We start from the raw sequence: 18795 nt of genomic DNA, 5'->3' as shown, positions 1-18795 counted from the left end.
CTGGAAGCAGGGCAGCCGACAGGCAAAACTGCCCGCATTCCCCCTGAGACAGGAAGCATGATGAGATATACCGCCCTTTGTCTGGGTCTGCTACTGAGCGCTGGCCCGGTACTGGCCGCCGAAACGCCGGCCAAGCAGCTGAACTCTTTGCTGAATAAAATGGACAGCATGCAGGCTGCGTTCATCCAGAATACTCTCGATCCACAAGGCAAACCCCTGCAAACCCTGAGCGGACAGATGCTGGTACGTCGTCCCGGCTATTTCCGCTGGGATACGGAAAAACCCTTTACCCAGCAGATCATTGCCAATGGAGAAGTCGTCTGGGTATATGACCCCGAATTGCAGCAGGCCACCCGGCAACTGCTCGACAAGCAGGTCGGCAATACTCCGGCGCTGCTGCTTTCCGGTGACTCCGCGAAAATGTCCGAGTCCTTTACGATTAGTGAAGACAAGGAAAAAGTTGCCGGGAAAAGCCGAAAAACCTTTGTGTTGAAGCCCAAGGACAAGGACGCCCTGTTCGAAACCCTGCGCGTCAGCTTCAGCGGCAGCCAGCTGACCGGCATGCAACTGCGCGACTCCCTGGGCCAGAAGACCGATATCACTTTCAGCCAGATCAAGGTTAATGGCAAAATCGCCGATTCCGTATTCCAGTTCACCCCGCCAAAGGGTGTGGACGTCATCAACGAGTTATAAAAGAGACAGCAATGCTTGACCCCCGCCTGTTACGCAGCCAGCCCGAAGAAGTCGCCGCACGCCTCGCGCTTCGCAATGTCACGCTTGATATTCCGAAAGTACAGGCTTTTGAAGAGCGTCGCCGCAGCCTGCAATCCGAGACCGAACACCTGCAGGCCGAACGCAATGCCGGGGCGAAACAGATTGGCATGGCCAAGAAATCCGGCGAAGACACCGCGCCGCTGATGGCGCGCATGCAGGAAGTGAATGCCCGTCTGGAAACGGTCAAAGTGGAGCTGGAGGCGCTGCAAGCCGAACTGAATGCTTTCCTGTTGACCATCCCCAACACGCCGCATGCTTCCGTTCCCGCCGGTGAAGACGAGCACGGCAACGTTGAAGTGCGCCGCTGGGGCACACCCCGCGCGCTGGATTTCGAGCCGAAGGATCACGCCGATCTGGGCGAGGCACTGGGCTATCTCGATTTCGCCACCGCCACCAAGATTACCGGTTCGCGTTTCTCGCTGCTGAAAGGCCCGTTGGCGCGCCTGCAACGCGCGTTGACGCAGTTCATGCTGGACATCCATACCCAGCAGCATGGTTATGAAGAGGTCTATGTGCCGTACATGGTCAACGCCGACAGCCTGCAGGGCACCGGCCAGTTGCCCAAGTTCGAGGAAGACCTGTTCAAGCTGCGCGGCGAGAAGGAGTATTACCTGATCCCTACCGCGGAAGTGCCGGTGACGAATATCCTGCGCGACGAGATTGTCAGCGGCGACCAGTTGCCGCTGAAGTTCGTGGCGCATACGCCGTGCTTCCGTAGCGAGGCCGGGTCCTACGGCCGTGATACCCGCGGCCTGATCCGCCAGCATCAGTTCGAAAAGGTCGAGCTGGTGCAGTTCGTGCACCCGGAGCAGTCTGATGCGGTGCTGGAGGAGTTGACGGGCCACGCCGAGAAGGTCCTGCAAATGCTGGGGCTGCCGTACCGCGTCATGCTGCTTTGCGGCGGCGATATGGGTTTTTCCTCGGCCAAGACCTACGATCTGGAAGTGTGGCTGCCCGCGCAGGGCAAGTACCGCGAGATTTCGTCCTGCTCCAATTTCGAAGCCTTCCAGGCCCGCCGCATGCAGGCGCGTTTCCGCAACAAGGACGGCAAGCCGGAATTGCTGCATACCCTGAACGGCTCCGGCCTGGCCGTGGGCCGCACGCTGGTGGCGATCATGGAAAACTACCAGCAGGCCGATGGCTCGATCTCCGTGCCGGAAGCCCTGCAGCCCTATCTGGGCGGTCTGAAGTCCCTCTAAGTCCGATAGCCTCAGGTGCGCCGCAGGCGCGCCTTGAGGGTTTCGCGGCGGTTTTGCGGCGCATGGGCTTGCTGGCGCAGAACTGCATTCTCCTGTTGCAGACCGTCCAGCCGTTGCAACAGCAGCCGTATCTCGGTCTGTGCTTCCAGCAGTTTCATTTCCGTTTGCAGCAGTTGCGCCTCCTGGGACTGCAATAGCTGTTCGGTATTTTGCAGCCGGTTGGTCATCAGCGTGGACTCACGCTCGTGGCGCTGGTTCAGGGCTTCCCGCTCGGTTTGCCATTGCTGCTCGGCGCTCTGGTACTGGGCCGCCAGCAAGGCCAATTCCTTTTCCACCTGCGTGCGCAAAACCTCTTGCTCGTTGCGGGCCGCCACCGCCTGCTGCAACTGGCTTTCCGCCTCCTGACGGCGCGCCTGCTCGGCGGCCAGTCCGGACAACAACTCTTTTTCAGCCGTCTGCAAATGCTCCGTGCGAGCCTGCAAGTCTTCCAGGCGGTGACGCTGCTGCTCCAAAGCCTGAACCGCCAGTTGGCGCTCATCTTCCGCCTTGCGGGCCTGTTCCAGACTTTCCACGCGCAGCGTCTTGAAGGCTTCTTCACCGTGCTTGAGGGACATTTCCCAAAGCTGCCGGGTCATGTCGATCACAGGCTCCGGCACATCAGGCTGGGGAATACGATTGCTGAGCCGCTCGGCCAGATCCTGCCACCAGTCTTTCAGCGCATCATTGATGGTGCCGGCGCTGCCGCGACGGGTGACTTCCCGGACATTGGCCACGGTCGGGCGGACGCCCTGGGCCATCAGCTGGTCGGCGGCTTTCCAGACAGCCTGCTGGATAGAAGGAATGGGATTCATGACGGAACGGTTTTGTAATGGATATTACAGCGCAATATAACCCGTTATGACCCGCTAAAGAAACGGCCGGTTCACGCTTCCTTGGCGGGAAATCCGGCATTTATTCCAGCTGCGCAGCGTGGGCAAAGGCAGGCCTTATTGATCAGTTCGGGAGGAACCCGGGCGAGGGCTTCCGGGCTGATGGGGGCGGTTGTGCACCAGCAGGCATCGTGCAGTCGACCGGTGGAGGCGGGCGCACAGTCGTTGGCGCCGCCGCACAGCGGGCAGCGGGTATTGGGCAGGGCAGTCAGGGTTTCCGTCATGACTCCTTGTCCTTGGAAGGGCACAAATCAGCCAGGATACAGTTGCCGCATTCCGGTTTGCGCGCCTTGCAGACATAGCGCCCGTGCAGGATCAGCCAGTGATGGGCGTCCATCATGAACTCGGCGGGGATGGTCTTCAGTAATTGTTGTTCGGTGGCCTCAACGGTTTTGGCCTTGGCCAGTCCCAGCCGGTTGCTGACGCGGAAAATGTGCGTGTCTACCGCCATTGTCGGCTCGCCAAAGGCCGTGTTCAGCACCACGTTCGCGGTTTTGCGGCCGACGCCGGGTAGCGCTTCCAGATGTTCGCGCAGGCGCGGCACTTCGCCGTGATGGAGTTGCACCAGCATCTCGCAGGTTTTGATCACATTCACGGCCTTGCTGTTGTAGAGGCCGATTGTCTTGATGTACTCCTTCAGGCCGTCGAGTCCCAGCGCCAGGATCGCGGCCGGGGTATTGGCCACTGGGTAAAGTTTGGCGGTGGCCTTGTTGACGCCGACATCGGTTGCCTGTGCGGACAGGATGACGGCGATCAGCAATTCAAACGGGGTGGAATAAACCAGCTCTGTAGTGGGGTGCGGATTCTGCGCCCGCAGCCGGGTGAAGATTTCCCGTACTCGTTCCGCCTTCTTCATGCGATATGTCCCGTGGTGCGCACGCGCTTGCCGCCGGCGGGTGTGACCGCCACCTCGACTTGGGCGCGGGCCTTCAACCTTTCATCAATGACATTCTTGCCCGCAATCACCAGCCCCAGGCAAAGGAAGGCGCCCGGCGGCAGGATGAAGAACAGGAATTTGTGATAACCCGGCAGGGTCACTGTCCAGTTGCGTGCCGTCTCGCCCAGCAGCAAGTGCATGTTGGCGAACAGCGTGCCGTTACCCAGCAGTTCGCGCATGCTGCCCAGCAGCACCAGCACCAGCGTGAAACCGGCACCGATCATCAGGCCGTCAAAGGCGGAAGGCAGCGGCGGATGCTTGCTGGCGAAGGCTTCGGCCCGGCCCAGCAGCGCGCAGTTGGTCACGATCAAGGGAATGAAAATACCGAGGATCTGGTACAACTGGTAAGTGTAGGCGTGCATCACCAGTTCGATGCAGGAAACAATGGCGGCGATGATCATCACCAGAATCGGGATGCGCAGCGTGTCAGGCACCTGACGGCGGATGACCGAGACCGCCGCATTCGAGGCGGCGAGCGCCAGCGTCGTCGCCAGCCCCAGTCCCAAACCGTTGACCACGGAATTGGAGCAGGCCAGCAACGGGCACAGCCCCAGCAACTGCACGGTGGAGGTATTGTTCTTCCACAGGCCGTCAATGGCGATCTTGCGGTAGGAAATCTCGCTCATGGTTGCTCCTTCGCGCCAGGCGCGGGGGTGAACAGCAAGTCCCGGTGTCCCTGATAGTAGACCAGGGCGCGATGCACCGCCTTCACGACCGCGCGCGGGGTGATGGTGGCGCCGGTGAACTGGTCGAAGCGGCCGCCGTCCTTGCGCACGGCCCAACCGGCTTCGTTGGGATCACTCAAGGATTTGCCGGTGAAGACATCAATCCAGGACGATTTCGCGCGGTCAACGGCATCGCCCAGACCGGGCGTTTCCTTGTGGGACAACACCCGCACGCCCGCCAGCTCACCGGAGTAGCGCACCGCCACCAGCAGGCGCACACGACCGTTATAACCGTCCGGGGCAATCACCGGAAACAGCACCGCGACCGGCCGGCCAGCCTGGGTGGCGCGCCAGACCGTTTCCGGCCCGCTATGGCCCAGGAGGGCTGAATCCTGAATGGTCAGGGGATCCGCCAGCAGGTCATTATCGTAAAGGCCGGGCGGAACCAGTTCATTCAGGCTGCGCATCAATTCCCCCTGGCGGCTGGCCTCGATGCGGGCCTCGGTCAGGTAATTCATGCCCGCGATCATGCCGGTGGTGACGGCGGCGAAGGCGCTGAGGATCAGGGCGTTTTTCAGCATCGACCGGCTGATGGTCGTCATGACTTGCCTCCCTTCCATTTCACCGGCTTGACGTCATGACCGAAGGTGCGCGGCTTCACCAGCAAGTCGATGGTCGGCGCAGCCAGGTTCATCAACAACACGGCAAAGGCGACCGCATCCGGATAGCCACCCCAACTGCGGATGACGAAAATCAGCGCGCCTATACCCGCACCGTAGACCAGCTGTGCTGGTCGGGAAGTCGCGGCGGTTACCGGGTCGGTGGCGATGAAGAAAGCGCCAAGCATGGTCGCGCCGCTCAGCAGATGAAACAGCGGCGAACCATAATGCCCGGCATCGAACAGGTAGAAAACCGTGGACAAGCCGCCGAGCGCCAGCAGCAGCGACACCGGAATATGCCAGCTGATGATCCGCTGCGACAGCAGGTATGCGCCGCCCAGCAGGAAGGCCAGGTTCACGGCAGCCCAGCCCTGCAGTTGCACCCCTTCGTTGAACCAGGCGTTTTCCGACACCCCCGTGCGCGCCTTCTGGCGGAAGACATCCAGCGGTGTTGCGCCGCTCAGCGCGTCGGGCAATACCGGCTGACCGGCAAAGGCTTTCAACGCCGCCACCGGATCAAAAGTGAACCCGGTGGGATTCCAGCGCGTCATTTCCGCCGGGAATGAAACCAGCAGCAGGGCATAGGCAATCATGGCCGGATTGAAGGGGTTGCTGCCCAGTCCGCCGTAAAGATGCTTGGCAATGGGCACGGCGAACAGCATGCCGATCAGGCCGATCCACCACGGCGAGGACGGCGGTATGGCCAGTCCCAGCAACAAGCCGGTCACCACCACCGAGAAATCCTGAAGGAAAAACCGCACCGGCCGCCCGCGCGCCTTCAGGCAGGCCGCTTCCAGCAGAACTCCGGCCAATACGCACCACAGCACGTTAAGAATAACGCCCGCGCCAAAGGCATACGCCAGCGCCAGCATGCCCGGCACGGTAGCCAAAACGACATGGCGCATCACCTGACCGGTTGAACGGCGGCCGGTGGCGTGGGGCGAGGTAACGGTCATCAGCGCCATATTCGGTTCTCTAGGTCGTGGCCGTCTGGGCTTGTTGCAGGGCGGATTCAGCGGCAGCGACCGCAGCGCTCAGGGTCTGGATTTCGGCTTCAAGGGCGGCGATGTCTTCACCGGCGTCGCGGGCAACCGCCAGCCGCTTTTCCGCCTTTTTCAGGTTGCTGCGCGCCAGTGCGGCGGCAATGGTCAGCGCCTTGGCGTCCGGCGGGGGGACGACAACCGTTGCCCCGGGCTCGGCCGTTACCGGAGCCGACCGCGTGGCGGCGGCTTCCGCCTTGGCCTTGCGACGGGCTTCCTTCTCGGCTTCTTCCCGCGCCATCCGCTCCTTGCGGCGTTCAAAGCGTTGGCGGGCCAGCTCCGCCTTTTCGGCTTCGCGACGGTTTTCCGTGATGGCTCCCTTGGCGAAGCGGTAATACTGCACCAGCGGGATATGGCTGGGACAGGCATAGGCGCAAGCACCGCATTCAATGCAGTCATCCAGGTGGTGTGCTTCCGCCTTGTCCCATTCTTCCGATTTGGCGAACCACAGCAACTGCTGCGGCAGCAGGTTGACCGGACAGACATCCTCGCACGCCCCGCAACGGATGCAGGGCATTTCCGGCGGCGGCGGCGGGAAGTCGACCGGGGTCGCGGCGATCAGGCAATTGGTGGTCTTGACCACCGGCACGCGCAGGTCGGGCAGGGTATAACCCATCATCGGACCGCCGACAATCAGGCGGTTGACACGGCTGTGTTCGACTCCAGCCTGCTGCAAAAGGAACTCCGCCGGGGTGCCGAAACGCACCTCGAAATTGCCGGGGGAGCCGACCCCCAGCCCGGTCACCGTGGTAATGCGGGAAATGGACGGCTCGCCATGCTCGATGGCGCGGTGGATGGCATAAGCCGTGCCGACGTTCAGGCAGAAAACCCCGACATCGGTGGTGCGGCCGTCGGCGGGAGCCTCGCGTCCGGTCAGGATATACACGGTCTGCCGCGCCGCGCCGGAAGGATAGCGCGCCGGCGTCGCCAGGATGTCGATCTGCGGTTGGTCCTTCGCCGCCACCTGCAAGGCCAGTATTGCTTCCGGCTTGTTGTCTTCAATGCCGACAATCAGCCGCTGCGCACCCAGCATGTGCCGCACGATTTCACCACCCGCCAGCACCCCGTCGGCGCGCTCACGCAGCAGCGCGTCATCGGCGGTAATGTAAGGTTCGCATTCCATGGCGTTGATCACCACGGTATCCACCACCGTCCCCGGTTTCAGGCTCAGCTTCGCGCCGGTGGGAAATCCCGCGCCGCCCATCCCGGCAATGCCGGCCTCACGAATCAGGGCTTGCAGGGTTGACGCCGATGCCTGCCGGTAATCATCCAGCCCGGCCAACGACGTCCATTCATCATGGCCGTCCGGCTCAATCACCACGCAGCGCGCCAGCAATTCCGACGGGTGATCCACCGGATACATCCCGATATCGACCACCGTTCCCGAGCTGCTGGCATGGACTGGCGCGGAGACAAAGGCGCGGACTTCGCCGACTTTCTGCCCCTTCAGCACCTTGTCGCCCACCGCGACAATCGGCCGGGCCTCTTCACCCACATGCTGGATCATCGGGATGATCAAGCGCGGCGGCAGACCGGCAAAGCGGATGGGAGCCGTCACCGATTCCGTCTTGTGTTCCGGCGGGTGGATGCCGCCGGGCATGCGCCAGGGTGCGTATTTCATGGCTTAATCCACCTGCCGGACCGGAATGAGTTGAGGCAGACGGGCCGGACTGGCGCCAACGCCGGGCGGGGGCGACCAGTGCCAGGTCTGGCGGGTAACCGGCACCGGCACCATGTCAATGCAATCGACGGGGCAGGGCTCGACACAGAGGTCGCAGCCGGTGCATTCGCTGGTAATCACGGTATGCGTATGCTTGGCCGCACCGATGATGGCATCCACCGGACAGGCCTGAATGCACTTGGTGCAGCCGATGCATTCTGCTTCCCGGATGAAGGCGACCTTGCGCACCTCCTGTTCCACACCGTATTCGGCATCCAGCGGAATCGAATCGACCCCCAGCAGTTCGGCCAGCTTGTCGATGGTGTCCTGACCGCCGGGTACGCAATGATTGATGGCCTCACCGGCGGCGATGGCTTCGGCATAGGGATGGCAGCCGGGATGACCGCACTGGCCGCACTGTGTTTGCGGCAGCAGGGCGTCAATGCGGTCAACAATCGGATCGGCCTCGATGCGGAATTTTTCCGCCGCAAAGCCCAGCAGGCCGCCGGAAAACAGCGACAGCAGAAGCACGGCAAACAGGGCGACCGCAAGGGCAAGGACAAAGGCGGTCATGGGCTACCCGGGCAAAGGGACAGGTTCGTCATCAGGCTAGAACCGGATCAGGCCGGAAAAGCCCATGAAGGACAACGACATCAGCCCGGCGGTCACCAGCGCGATGGCGCTGCCCCGGAAAGGGCGCGGCACATCTGCCACGTTGATGCGCTCGCGCAGGCCCGCGAACAGCACCAGCACCAGCGCAAAGCCCAGCCCTGAACCCAGCCCGGTCAACAGCGCCTTGATGAAGCTGGGGTTGTCCTGGCGCACGTTCAGCAACGCCACACCCAGCACGATGCAGTTGGTGGTGATCAGCGGCAGGTAGATGCCCAAAACGCGGTACAGCGCCGGACTGGTCTTGTGCATCACCATTTCCGTGAACTGCACTGTCACCGCGATCACCAGGATGAAGGTCAAGGTGTTCAGGTATTCCAGATGCAGCGGCTTAAGCAGCAGCACCGATGAGGCATAGGCCAGCACCGAGGACACCGTCAGCACGAACGTCGTCGCCAGCGCCAGCCCGGCAGCGGTTTCCAGCTTGCGCGAGGTGCCCATGAACGGGCACAGGCCCAGAAACTGGACCAGCACGAAGTTGTTCACCAGAATGGTGCCCACCAGCAGCAACAGATACTCGCTCATGGCCGTTCGCAGGAAGATGATCAGGATTGATAACGGGATTATCGTTGATGCATCCCGGGGTCACAAGCCGCTTGCCGGTCTGACGGGGAAAATCGGCGCGTGGGACACTGGAACGGCAGTACAACATCGGGTATGTTCGAGGGCTGGGACAGTTTCGCGCCCGCAACTCCTTTAATTTACACAGGAAATGACATGAACCGTACCCAGGGTGTGGCCCGCGTGGGTGAAATCGAATTGTGCTATGAATCCTGGGGCAAGGAATCGGACCCGGCGGTGCTGCTGATCATGGGGCTGGGCGCGCAAATGCTGCTGTGGCCGGACAGTTTCTGCGAAAATCTCGTTAACAACGGCTACCGCGTCATCCGCTTCGACAACCGGGATATCGGCCTGTCCAGCAAGATCCGCATCCGCAGCCAGAAACAGAACTTCCTGGTGGCGATGGCGCGCTTCCAGCTCGGGCTGCGCAACCCGTCGCCCTATACCCTGTACGACATGGCTTCCGACGCGATCGGCCTGCTGGACTTCCTGAAAATCGACAAGGCGCATGTGGTAGGCGCATCCATGGGCGGCATGATCGCCCAGATTGTCGCCGCCAAATATCCCGATCGTTTGCGCAGCCTGAATATCCTGTTCTCCAGCAACAACCAGGCGCTGCTGCCGCCGCCGCACCCCGGCGCGCTGTTGCCGCTGATCAAGGGGCCGGGCGCCAAGGCCCCGCGTGAAGTGCTGCTGGATCACAGCGTCAAGGTTTTCACCCGCATCGGCAGCCCCGGCTATCCCGGCGATCCCGCGGAAATCCGCCGCTTCGCCAATGAACTGATGGACCGCAGCTTCCATCCCGCCGGTGTGAAGCGTCATTTCCTGGCGGTGATGGGCTCGGGCAGCCTGCGTTCACTGGCGCCGCAGATCAAGGCGCCGACGCTGGTGGTGCACGGCAAGGAAGACAAGCTGGTGCGGCCCGCGGGGGGCAAGGCCATCGCCAGCAGCATTGCCGGTGCTCGGCTGGAGCTGGTCGACGGCATGGGACACGATATCCCCAAGGCGCTGGTGCCGCATCTCGCCGGGCTGTTTGTCAGCAATTTCCGCCGCGCCGCCTGAGTTTTTCAGCTATACCTGAGCCGGGGCCGTCACAGTGCGTTTCCCGCCGTCGATTTGAGGAGCCTGCCATGAGCCGCACGATTGTCATGATTCACGGGATGTGGGGCACCCACGCCAACTGGCGGAAGTATCGCGATTTCTTCGAAGGCCGGGGGTATACCTGCGTGGTTCCCGACCTGCGTCACCATGATGTGCCGCCGGATGCGCCGCCGCCCGCCGGGCTGGGCGACACCGGCATAGAGGATTATGTCGATGATCTGGAGGCGCTGATCCGCGCCATGCCGGAGCCGCCGGTGATCATGGGGCACAGCATGGGTGGGCTGATCGCGCAGCTGTTGGCCGAACGCGGTCTGGGCAAGGCGATTGTGCTGATGACGCCGGCTTCCCCGGCGGGCATCAACGCCCTCAAGCTGTCCGTCATCCGCAGCACGATGAGCATCCAGTCTTCCTGGGGATTCTGGAAAAAACCGATGCGGATTACCTTTCAGGAAGCCTGCTACGGCATTCTCAACCTGCTGCCACCCGCAGAGCAGCAACAAGCCTACGCCGCCTTTGTGCATGAATCCGGCCGCGCGGCTTTTGAAATCGGCTACTGGCCGTTTGACATCAACCGTTCCACTTCCATCAACGCCGCCAAGGTCAAGCAGCCGATGCTGGTCGTCGCCGCCACCGAGGATCGGATGACACCGGCGGTCGTGGTACACAAGGTCGCCGAAAAATACGGCAAGAATGCCACCTACATGGAGTTTGCCGGGCACTCGCACTGGATTCTGGAGGAGCAGGGCTGGGAAGCCGTGGCCGGAGCCGTGGAAAGCTGGGTCAGCCGCCATGCGGATTGACCGCGTCCAATAATGAAAAAGGGAGCCGAGGCTCCCTTTTCATTTCGCCATCCTCAGACCGACTGGCGGCGCTTCGGCAGCACATCCTTCAGCTTGTCGCGCATTTTCAGCACGGCTTCTTCCGTGGTGGCCCAGTCAATGCAGCCGTCGGTCACGGACTTGCCGTATTCCAGCTGCGACAGATCCTTCGGAATGTCCTGACGGCCGAACTTCAGGTGGCTTTCCACCATCAGGCCGACAATGGACTTGTTGCCTTCCAGAATCTGGTTGCTGACGTTGTCCATCACCAGCGGTTGCAGCGCCGGGTCCTTGTTGGAGTTGGCGTGGCTGGCGTCGATCATGATGTTGTGCGGCACCTTGGCCTTATCCAGCTCGCGCTCGGCCAGCGCCACCGACACGGAGTCGTAATTGGGCTTGCCGTCGCCGCCGCGCAACACCACATGGCCGTAGGCATTGCCCTTGGTATTGATGATCGCCACCTGGCCTTCCTGGTTGATGCCCAGGAAACTGTGCGGGTTGGCCACGGACAGCAGTGCGTTGATCGCCACTTTCAGGCCGCCGTCAGTACCGTTCTTGAAGCCGACCGGCGACGACAGGCCGCTGGACATTTCCCGGTGCGTCTGCGATTCGGTGGTGCGCGCGCCGATGGCGGACCAGGCGATCAGGTCGTGCATGTACTGCGGCGACATCGGATCCAGCGCTTCGGTGGCGCAGGGCAGACCCATTTCGTTCAGTTCCAGCAACAGCTTGCGACCGATATGCAGCCCCTTCTGGATATCGAAGGAGTCGTTCATGTCCGGATCGTTGATCAGGCCTTTCCAGCCAACCGTGGTGCGCGGCTTCTCGAAATAGACGCGCATCACCAGATACAAGGTGTCTTCCACCTTGGCAGCCAGTTCTTTCAGGCGGTCAGCATACTCCTTGGCGGCTTTCAGGTCATGAATGGAGCAGGGGCCCAGCACGATGAACAGGCGGTGATCCTTGCCGTCAAGGATATTGCGGATGGTCTGGCGACCGGACAGCACGACCTTGCGGGCGCTTTCGCTGAGGGGCAACTCATCCTTCAGCGCGGCGGGCGTGATCAGGACATCCGTCGAACGGACGTTGATATCTTCAATCAGGGAGTCGATGGTCATGATAATGAACAGGTTTGGTAAAGCATTCGATTGTAGGGGGAAACCGGGGAAAGTGTCACCCCTCAACAGGAGAGGGCGTAACGATAAATGCCCCTGTAAATCGCAAACCATGTCAAATTGTAACAATAAATCATTACATGACCATGCGTGCTTCTGTTTAATATGGCAAACCAGATTTATCAACAAGGGAGATTCCCATGCGTTCCGTTCTTATTGCTGCCGTTGCCGGAAGCCTGATGCTGGGGGGTTGCACCACCAATCCTTACACCGGTGAGAAACAAGTGAGCAAGACAGCCATCGGCGCGTTGACCGGCGCCGCCGTGGGCGCACTGGCTGGTGGCAAGGGCCACCGCAACGAGGGTGCTGCAATCGGCGCAGCCTTGGGCGGCGGTGTCGGCCTGTACATGGACAATCAGGAAAAGAAACTGCGTGCGCAGCTGCAAGGTACCGGTGTCGGTGTCCAGAAGGACAAGCAGACCGGCGCCCTGACCCTGATCATGCCGGGCAACATCACTTTCCCGACCGCTCAGAGCGCCATCAAGCCTGACTTCTACGACACGCTGAATAGTGTCGCGAAGACCCTGAAAGAGTTCAACAAGACCACCATCACCGTGTCAGGCCATACTGACAACGTGGGTCGTGATGATTACAACATGAAGCTGTCCCAGGATCGCGCTTCTTCCGTAGCCGCTTACCTGAGCAGCCAGGGCGTTTCCTCCAGCCGGATCAATGCGGTCGGTTTCGGCAAGACCAAGCCAATTGCCGACAACAGCACCGAGGTTGGGCGCGCGCAGAATCGTCGCGTCGAGATCTCGATCAATCCGCCCGAATCGGTCTGATTGTCGCGATAATAGAAATGCCGGCCAGTCCGGCATTTTTTATGGGCGGCAGTTACCCCGAAGAGCATTCACCAAACGGGTCAGGGTCCGCTGGGTTCGCTCGTCCCGATCCAGCAGCGGATTAAACTCGACGACCTCGATGGCCCGCAGTCGCTGCCTGGGAAGACCTCGAAGCGATTGCAATAAATGGGGCAGGGACAATCCGCCCGGCTCAGGTACGCTTACGCCGGGAGCAAATCGGGGATCGATGGCGTCCAGGTCAAGACTGACGCCAAACCCGTGTCTTGCCCTGGAAACGCGATGCCAGGCCTCCTGCACACAGACGCGCAGTCCGCGCCGTCTGATTTCATCCATGGTGTAAAAGCGCACCCCCAGCCGGTTCAGCCGCTCGGGTTCTCCCGCCTCGAAACTGCGGACACCCAGCACAGCGCAGCACCGTGGATCCACAACCCCGGACCCGGACAACAACAGGCGGCTATCACCTTCACCCAGCAACAGCGCAAGCGGCATGCCGTGAATATGGCGACTGGGCGATGTAAACGGCGTATGGCTGTCCAGATGGGCATCTATCCACAAAAGGCCGACCGGATACCGTCCAAAACCGGTCACGCCGTTCCAGGTGCCCAGCGCGCAACTGTGATCGCCGCCGATAATGACCGGGAGGCCGCGATGGCGTTGCCGCTCGACACGACGGGCCAGCTGAATGCAGGAACGGCGAAGTTCCGGCACGCTGTCTGGCCAGGGAAGGGGGGTAGCGGGGCACTGCCAGACCAGGCCGCCATCCAGCGTCCCCAACCGGCTGCTGAAGCGGCTGCGGGCCAGCACCACAGGCGCGGCGCGATTACCGGCGTCAGCTCCACCCACGGCGAAACCTGCGCCGATTGCGACGGATTTCATTGTCCATTTTCCGAAATTGTGTTCTCATTCAACATATCACAATCAAAAATAAAGACATGGGCATTCCCATGCCAATGGAATCAAAGGTAACATCCGCTCAACCGAGCGTTACCGGAAATTAGAGTGAGGATTTCTCATATGCGTCGCCTTGGACCAGGATTGGCTTGCGCCGGCCTTTTTGCATTGACCGCCTGCTCAAACCCGCAGGTTGCCTTGCACCCCGTCAGCAATCCGCAACTGACCGAATTGCGCGGCAAGATTGACCATGTCCTCGACAATTATCGTCCCCGCGAGTTCACCTTGGGTTCGTATATTGCCTCAACCAAAGGTTCCCTGTTCCAGCCCGTACCCGCCACTGACGCCCGTAACGCCATTGTCTATATCTACCGGCCAAACAGTGTCTGGAACTCTGAAGAAATTATCGCCCCGAGTATTTTCCTGAATGGCCGCCGCCTGCATGGCCTCCGCAACAACGCCTATTTCTGGATGGAGTTGCCGGCAGGTGAGTACGAATTTGCGGGTCGTCGCCCGGTAGGGCCGGTGTATCTGGGCTTCATCTTCAAGACCAAGCTGAAGGTTGAAGGCGGCAAGCGTTATTACTTCCGTTACGACGAAGAGGACTTCCGCTTCAAGCCCGATCAGTCAGCAGGCCTGATCAAGGCCGGCCCGATGAATCAGATGCCGGAAGCGATGGCGCTGAAAGAAATCCGTGAAACCCAGCTGGACCGTCCGGGCTATGCCTTCGCGACGCTGGCGCAACAGCGCTGGAAGCCTTTTGATTTGTATAACACCGGCGAGCATCCGGTTCCTCCCGAACGCATTCAATCCCAAAAGGATGTTTCCATCGCCCGCAAAGCCATCTGGTGGAACCCCCTGAGTTGGTAAACCCTTCCCGTCCGCCCAATCATATTTCGATCGGGTGGGTGCTGCTGGACATGGTGGGCATGGCTATGGCCGGGTTAGGGTTTGCCGTAATTCTCGGCAAGCTGGCCCCCGGAACCACCATACCGGCCCCGATGCTCGGATGGGGGCTTGTTGTTACGGGGGTTTGCTGCATGGCCCCTTTGCTCTGGAATGTCCGCCGTGCCGTCAGGCACTACGCCAAAACTGATCGTGCCTTTATTGAACGCATGGAAAAGCAGCGTTCCACCGACTCGAACTCCTGACGATGCGCTAGAGCGGCAAATGATCCTGCTGATTCAGGCTGGCCAATTCGGTCATGATCCGTTTCAGACTTTCAAATTTGTCAGCAATAAGACCGGCAACCTGATCCGGGGAATCCTTCAGCGCCTGCTTGAGGCCGGTTTCCAGTGCCCCGGCGGCATTCCTCAGCGATGGAACCCCGCAATAACGTGTTGCGCCATGCAGGTAATGCGTGTGCGCCAGCAAGGCCGGAAACAAGCCTTGTTCAAATGACGCTTCCATTTTCTCACGTTGCGCATCCAGATTATCCAGAAGCATGGTGAGCATATCCCGGGCAAGATCCGCTTTTCCGGCAGCCAGCTGCAGGCATTCCTGCCAGTCGATCAGCGTGTTACCGGCCAGCGGTCCATCCACGGCTCCATGCCAGGGTGACTCCTGCACCACGACGCCGGTCCAACGCTCGATGATGTGTATCAGTTGTTCTTCCTGTAACGGCTTGGTCAAATAATCATTCATGCCTTCTTGCAACATGTATTCGCGTTCGTCGGCCAAGGCATGCGCGGTTAAGGCGACGATCGGAACACGCTTTCCATCGGACTCATGCGCCCGAATGGCGCGCGTGGCATCGATACCAGACATGCCCGGCATCTGGATATCCATGAAAATCAGGTCAAAACCTCCCCGACGCGCCAGCTCGACCGCTTCGGCGCCCGAGCTGGCGGCAACAGTCTCAATCCCCATGTCTTGCAAGAGCGTACATACCAGTTTGAGATTGGCGGGATGGTCATCCACCGCCAGAATGCGCAAGTCAAGCTGACGGCTTTGTTCAGGAATCTCGGGCGCCGGGGTTTCCGGACGGAGAAAACGAACCAGGCTCAAGCCTTGGGCCAGCACGGCCAACAACTGCCGCGGCCGGACCGGTTTGGGGAGGCATTGCAGGCGGTAACCCTCGACATGACGGCTTTCCAGCTGATTGTCATAGCCTCGCGTCAGCACGACAACCGGCCCGCTGAAGCGCGAGCGGATCTGTTGCAGGAATGACTCCGGAGATGCGCCGAAATATCCCGCGCCGATAACGACAGCATCACAGCCTTCATCCAGGACCGAAACCAGTCCGGCGGTGGTGGATTGTGCCTGCACCTGCGCCTCGGCGCGCATCAAGACTCCGGTAATCAGCTGTGAAGTCTTGTCATGAGGCTCCAGGACGACAATACGCTTTTGCTTCAACGAAACGTTGTGCGCCGTTTTGTTATCGGCAATTCCAGCCTTGAAATCAAACCAGAAAGTTGACCCCTTTTCCTGATTTTCATCAAAACCGATTTGGCCATCCATCAACTCAACCAGATTCTTGGCGATCACCAAACCCAGCCCCGTACCGCCAAATTGCCGGCTGACCGAGGGGTCGCCTTGCTGAAAGGCCTGAAACAAATCCGCTTTGGCCGTGCGGCTGAGGCCAATACCGGTATCACTGACGCTGATCCGGATGACATGATGATGGGCGCGGGTATCCTCAAGCATGACGCGCACAACAACCTCACCTTGGCTGGTGAATTTGATAGCGTTACTGACCAAATTGGTCAAAACCTGTTTCAGGCGGAGCGCGTCACCCTCAACCACCTGCGGAACATCATCGTAAATGTAGGCAATCTGCTCCAAGCCCTTGTCATCCGCCTGCGGCGACAACATGTTGAGTACATCAAAGACAGCGTCTTCCAGCATAAAGGGCTGTTTTTCCAGCTGCAGCTTTCCTGCTTCGATCTTGGAGAAATCCAGAACATCATTAATGATCGCCAACAAATTGTTCGCGGACTTCTGGATGGTTTCGACAAAGTCCGCCTGACGGGGCAGCAACTGCGACTTCAGCAGCAGCCGGCTGAATCCATTGATGCTGTTCAGCGGAGTCCGTAATTCATGACTGATATTGGCCAGGAAAGCCGATTTGATGCGATTGCCTTCAATCGCCTGCGCGCGCGAAAGACGAAGCTCGATATTCTGGGCTTCAATCGTTTGATAATTTTCCTCCAGGTCGGCCCGCGTCTGTTCAATATCCTGACGCAGTTCCGCGACACTGTGTTCTACCTTGGCAAGCAGGCTGTTGATGTCATCCTGCAGTTCGGCCAGATCTCCCTCTGCCTTGCAGACAATACGCTGATCAAGACTGTCCGGGGTCAAGCGGCTGATTTGCCGGCTCATATGACCGATAGGCTCCAGCCAGCGGCGCAAGGCGGATGTCAGCAGCAAGGCTAGGACAAACAGGAAAATAAAGGCCGTAATGGAGTTGATGATCGCGGACTGATAGCGCGCGATGATGAACGGCGCTGGTCGCAACTCCAGCGCAATCCAGTATTTGCTCCCCTGATATTCAAAAGGGGCAATAGCTTGCAGGTAAACCTCTCCCAGCGGAGACTCGGTCGACCGCAGCGTCATCGTCGACGGCAGCACGGCGACGGGAACCTGCAACATCGGCCCCGCGTGGGCTACCGTATCCTTTGAGGAGGCCATCACGCGGATGGAACGGACGTAGCGGCTCTCCAGCGCCGCCTGCAGCACACCGGGCCATTGCGCCGCGGACGATGTCGCCATGACCTCCAGTCGGTATTTCTCCACCAGCAGCCCGGCATTACGGGTTTGCAGATCATCAATATCCTGAAACCGGAACATGACCGTCAGTATGCCGTGAATCATCACAAACAGGGTGACGGGAACCAGGGTGGCAAGCAGGAGGCGGGTATGCAGGCTGACCGTTTTCATGGGAAGTCATTCGGAGGCAATCCGGCTACTTTAGCGAAAGAGCATGTCACTGGCAGCACTTTTTCTTTACAATCGCGCCCCAGATTCCCGGAGGCTTCCGACATGACATACCAGACACTCGAACACTGCGTTGGCAACACACCGCTGGTTCGGCTGCAACGACTGGGAGCCCATACCGGCAATACCCTGCTGGTGAAGCTGGAAGGCAATAATCCTGCCGGTTCGGTCAAGGATCGTCCGGCGTTGAACATGATCCTGCGCGCCGAACAGAAGGGCGTTATCCGTCCTGGCGACACCCTGATCGAGGCGACCAGCGGCAATACCGGCATCGCACTGGCGATGGTGGCGGCCATGAAGGGCTACCGCATGATCCTGATCATGCCGGACCACATGAGTCAGGAGCGCAAGGACGCCATGATCGCCTATGGCGCCACCCTGATCGAAGTACCTCACGCTTCCGGCATGGAGGGTGCGCGTGACCTGGCGCTGCGCATGCAGGCGGAAGGACAGGGTATCGTGCTGAACCAGTTCGGTAATCCGGACAACCCCTTGGCGCATTATGAAAGCACGGGGCCTGAAATCTGGCGGGATACCCACGGATCGGTTACGCACTTCATCAGCTCCATGGGCACGACCGGAACCATCATGGGCGTTTCCCGCTTTCTCAAGGAACAAAATCCCGACGTCAGGATTGTCGGCCTCCAGCCGGGGGATGGCGCCCAGATCGCCGGTATCCGCCGCTGGCCGGAAGCCTATTTGCCGACTATTTTTGAACGTGAACGTGTTGACCTGATCATGGATATCCCGCAAACGGCGGCCGAGGACACCATGCGCCGACTGGCCCGGGAAGAGGGGATCTGTGCCGGCGTGTCTTCCGGCGGAGCCGTGTGGGCCATGCTGCAGCTGGCCGAGCAGGTGCGCGATGCGGTCATGGTCGCTATCATTTGCGATCGCGGGGATCGATACCTGTCCACCGGACTGTTTTCCGCCAAATAAGGATAAGCCGGGATCGGAATGACGCCGGTCCGGCCATGA

18 protein-coding genes and 1 pseudogene are annotated in these 18795 nt (G+C 60.3%); 7 read left to right on the top strand and 12 right to left on the bottom strand.

Going from position 1 to position 18795, the window contains the following annotated elements; all coding sequences use genetic code 11:
• The first annotated feature begins 57 nt into the window (after positions 1-57).
• Positions 58-693 (top strand): outer membrane lipoprotein periplasmic chaperone LolA, encoded by a 636-nt coding sequence (gene lolA / locus EV700_RS10470; RefSeq protein ID WP_130413463.1) that lies wholly within the window; start codon positions 58-60, stop codon positions 691-693.
• Positions 694-704: 11 nt separating this feature from the next.
• Positions 705-1973 carry a serine--tRNA ligase gene (gene serS, locus EV700_RS10465; protein WP_130413461.1) on the top strand — a complete coding sequence of 423 codons (1269 nt, stop codon included), beginning with the start codon at positions 705-707 and terminating at the stop codon, positions 1971-1973.
• 11 nt (positions 1974-1984) lie between these two features.
• Here the strand turns inward: serS and EV700_RS10460 are convergent, their stop codons facing one another.
• The 9 genes and pseudogenes from EV700_RS10460 to rsxA form a co-directional block, all read right to left on the bottom strand.
• A complete protein-coding gene (locus tag EV700_RS10460) occupies positions 1985-2824 on the bottom strand; it encodes a DNA-binding protein (RefSeq protein WP_130413459.1) in 840 nt (279 codons plus the stop codon).
• A gap of 71 nt (positions 2825-2895) precedes the next feature.
• Positions 2896-3126 carry a cysteine-rich CWC family protein gene (locus EV700_RS10455; protein ID WP_130413457.1) on the bottom strand — a complete coding sequence of 77 codons (231 nt, stop codon included), beginning with the start codon at positions 3124-3126 and terminating at the stop codon, positions 2896-2898.
• Entirely contained in the window at positions 3123-3758 is a 636-nt protein-coding gene (nth, locus tag EV700_RS10450; protein WP_130413455.1) for an endonuclease III, read from the bottom strand. Before nth ends, EV700_RS10455 begins: the two co-directional genes overlap by 4 nt.
• Positions 3755-4465 carry an electron transport complex subunit E gene (locus EV700_RS10445; protein ID WP_130413453.1) on the bottom strand — a complete coding sequence of 237 codons (711 nt, stop codon included), beginning with the start codon at positions 4463-4465 and terminating at the stop codon, positions 3755-3757. Before EV700_RS10445 ends, nth begins: the two co-directional genes overlap by 4 nt.
• Entirely contained in the window at positions 4462-5106 is a 645-nt protein-coding gene (rsxG, locus tag EV700_RS10440; RefSeq protein WP_130413451.1) for an electron transport complex subunit RsxG, read from the bottom strand. The genes EV700_RS10445 and rsxG overlap by 4 nt, the downstream gene beginning before the upstream one ends.
• Complete coding sequence (locus tag EV700_RS10435; RefSeq protein ID WP_130413449.1) at positions 5103-6128, bottom strand: RnfABCDGE type electron transport complex subunit D; 1026 nt, start codon at positions 6126-6128, stop codon at positions 5103-5105. The genes rsxG and EV700_RS10435 overlap by 4 nt, the downstream gene beginning before the upstream one ends.
• A gap of 10 nt (positions 6129-6138) precedes the next feature.
• On the bottom strand, positions 6139-7824 hold the full coding sequence (gene rsxC, locus EV700_RS10430) for an electron transport complex subunit RsxC (protein WP_130413447.1): 1686 nt from the start codon (positions 7822-7824) through the stop codon (positions 6139-6141).
• Positions 7825-7932: 108 nt separating this feature from the next.
• Positions 7933-8436: pseudogene (gene rsxB, locus EV700_RS10425) on the bottom strand (electron transport complex subunit RsxB); the annotation flags it as partial.
• A 36-nt stretch (positions 8437-8472) separates the two neighbouring features.
• Complete coding sequence (gene rsxA / locus EV700_RS10420; RefSeq protein ID WP_130413443.1) at positions 8473-9057, bottom strand: electron transport complex subunit RsxA; 585 nt, start codon at positions 9055-9057, stop codon at positions 8473-8475.
• A gap of 192 nt (positions 9058-9249) precedes the next feature.
• Here rsxA and EV700_RS10415 point away from each other — a divergent pair, with 192 nt between their 5' ends.
• Together EV700_RS10415 and EV700_RS10410 are read left to right on the top strand one after the other, a co-directional pair.
• Complete coding sequence (locus EV700_RS10415) at positions 9250-10155, top strand: alpha/beta fold hydrolase (RefSeq protein ID WP_130413441.1); 906 nt, start codon at positions 9250-9252, stop codon at positions 10153-10155.
• Between the two features lie 68 nt (positions 10156-10223).
• Entirely contained in the window at positions 10224-10994 is a 771-nt protein-coding gene (locus EV700_RS10410; protein ID WP_130413439.1) for an alpha/beta hydrolase, read from the top strand.
• A 53-nt stretch (positions 10995-11047) separates the two neighbouring features.
• Here EV700_RS10410 and EV700_RS10405 read toward each other — a convergent pair whose 3' ends face one another.
• Complete coding sequence (locus EV700_RS10405) at positions 11048-12130, bottom strand: 3-deoxy-7-phosphoheptulonate synthase (protein ID WP_130413437.1); 1083 nt, start codon at positions 12128-12130, stop codon at positions 11048-11050.
• A gap of 197 nt (positions 12131-12327) precedes the next feature.
• Between EV700_RS10405 and EV700_RS10400 the strand changes: the two genes are divergently transcribed.
• On the top strand, positions 12328-12969 hold the full coding sequence (locus EV700_RS10400) for a YiaD family glycine zipper/OmpA-like lipoprotein (protein ID WP_130413435.1): 642 nt from the start codon (positions 12328-12330) through the stop codon (positions 12967-12969).
• A 39-nt stretch (positions 12970-13008) separates the two neighbouring features.
• Here the strand turns inward: EV700_RS10400 and EV700_RS10395 are convergent, their stop codons facing one another.
• Positions 13009-13866, bottom strand: a complete 858-nt coding sequence (locus EV700_RS10395; RefSeq protein ID WP_130413433.1) for an arginase — start codon at positions 13864-13866, stop codon at positions 13009-13011.
• Between the two features lie 138 nt (positions 13867-14004).
• Here EV700_RS10395 and EV700_RS10390 point away from each other — a divergent pair, with 138 nt between their 5' ends.
• Complete coding sequence (locus EV700_RS10390) at positions 14005-14751, top strand: DUF2846 domain-containing protein (RefSeq protein ID WP_130413431.1); 747 nt, start codon at positions 14005-14007, stop codon at positions 14749-14751.
• 288 nt (positions 14752-15039) lie between these two features.
• On the opposite strand, the gene EV700_RS10385 is transcribed toward EV700_RS10390, so the two are convergent.
• A complete protein-coding gene (locus EV700_RS10385) occupies positions 15040-17760 on the bottom strand; it encodes a response regulator (RefSeq protein WP_130413429.1) in 2721 nt (906 codons plus the stop codon).
• A 102-nt stretch (positions 17761-17862) separates the two neighbouring features.
• Between EV700_RS10385 and cysM the strand changes: the two genes are divergently transcribed.
• Positions 17863-18756 carry a cysteine synthase CysM gene (gene cysM / locus EV700_RS10380; protein WP_130413427.1) on the top strand — a complete coding sequence of 298 codons (894 nt, stop codon included), beginning with the start codon at positions 17863-17865 and terminating at the stop codon, positions 18754-18756.
• Positions 18757-18795 lie beyond the last annotated feature (39 nt).

This window comes from Fluviicoccus keumensis (assembly GCF_004217445.1).
In the GTDB taxonomy this organism is placed as follows: Bacteria; Pseudomonadota; Gammaproteobacteria; order Pseudomonadales; family Moraxellaceae; genus Fluviicoccus; species Fluviicoccus keumensis.
The sequence above is the reverse complement of the archived record's forward strand: the minus strand, read 5'-3'. Positions and strand labels throughout refer to the sequence as shown.

Excerpts from the sequence above, each read along its gene's own strand:
- lolA (WP_130413463.1), top strand. The coding sequence starts at position 58 with ATGATGAGATATACCGCCCTTTGTCTGGGTCTGCTACTGAGCGCTGGC.
- serS (WP_130413461.1), top strand. The coding sequence starts at position 705 with ATGCTTGACCCCCGCCTGTTACGCAGCCAGCCCGAAGAAGTCGCCGCA.
- EV700_RS10460 (WP_130413459.1), bottom strand. The coding sequence starts at position 2,824 with ATGAATCCCATTCCTTCTATCCAGCAGGCTGTCTGGAAAGCCGCCGAC.
- EV700_RS10455 (WP_130413457.1), bottom strand. The coding sequence starts at position 3,126 with ATGACGGAAACCCTGACTGCCCTGCCCAATACCCGCTGCCCGCTGTGC.
- nth (WP_130413455.1), bottom strand. The coding sequence starts at position 3,758 with ATGAAGAAGGCGGAACGAGTACGGGAAATCTTCACCCGGCTGCGGGCG.
- EV700_RS10445 (WP_130413453.1), bottom strand. The coding sequence starts at position 4,465 with ATGAGCGAGATTTCCTACCGCAAGATCGCCATTGACGGCCTGTGGAAG.
- rsxG (WP_130413451.1), bottom strand. The coding sequence starts at position 5,106 with ATGACGACCATCAGCCGGTCGATGCTGAAAAACGCCCTGATCCTCAGC.
- EV700_RS10435 (WP_130413449.1), bottom strand. The coding sequence starts at position 6,128 with ATGGCGCTGATGACCGTTACCTCGCCCCACGCCACCGGCCGCCGTTCA.
- rsxC (WP_130413447.1), bottom strand. The coding sequence starts at position 7,824 with ATGAAATACGCACCCTGGCGCATGCCCGGCGGCATCCACCCGCCGGAA.
- rsxA (WP_130413443.1), bottom strand. The coding sequence starts at position 9,057 with ATGAGCGAGTATCTGTTGCTGCTGGTGGGCACCATTCTGGTGAACAAC.
- EV700_RS10415 (WP_130413441.1), top strand. The coding sequence starts at position 9,250 with ATGAACCGTACCCAGGGTGTGGCCCGCGTGGGTGAAATCGAATTGTGC.
- EV700_RS10410 (WP_130413439.1), top strand. The coding sequence starts at position 10,224 with ATGAGCCGCACGATTGTCATGATTCACGGGATGTGGGGCACCCACGCC.
- EV700_RS10405 (WP_130413437.1), bottom strand. The coding sequence starts at position 12,130 with ATGACCATCGACTCCCTGATTGAAGATATCAACGTCCGTTCGACGGAT.
- EV700_RS10400 (WP_130413435.1), top strand. The coding sequence starts at position 12,328 with ATGCGTTCCGTTCTTATTGCTGCCGTTGCCGGAAGCCTGATGCTGGGG.
- EV700_RS10395 (WP_130413433.1), bottom strand. The coding sequence starts at position 13,866 with ATGAAATCCGTCGCAATCGGCGCAGGTTTCGCCGTGGGTGGAGCTGAC.
- EV700_RS10390 (WP_130413431.1), top strand. The coding sequence starts at position 14,005 with ATGCGTCGCCTTGGACCAGGATTGGCTTGCGCCGGCCTTTTTGCATTG.
- EV700_RS10385 (WP_130413429.1), bottom strand. The coding sequence starts at position 17,760 with ATGAAAACGGTCAGCCTGCATACCCGCCTCCTGCTTGCCACCCTGGTT.
- cysM (WP_130413427.1), top strand. The coding sequence starts at position 17,863 with ATGACATACCAGACACTCGAACACTGCGTTGGCAACACACCGCTGGTT.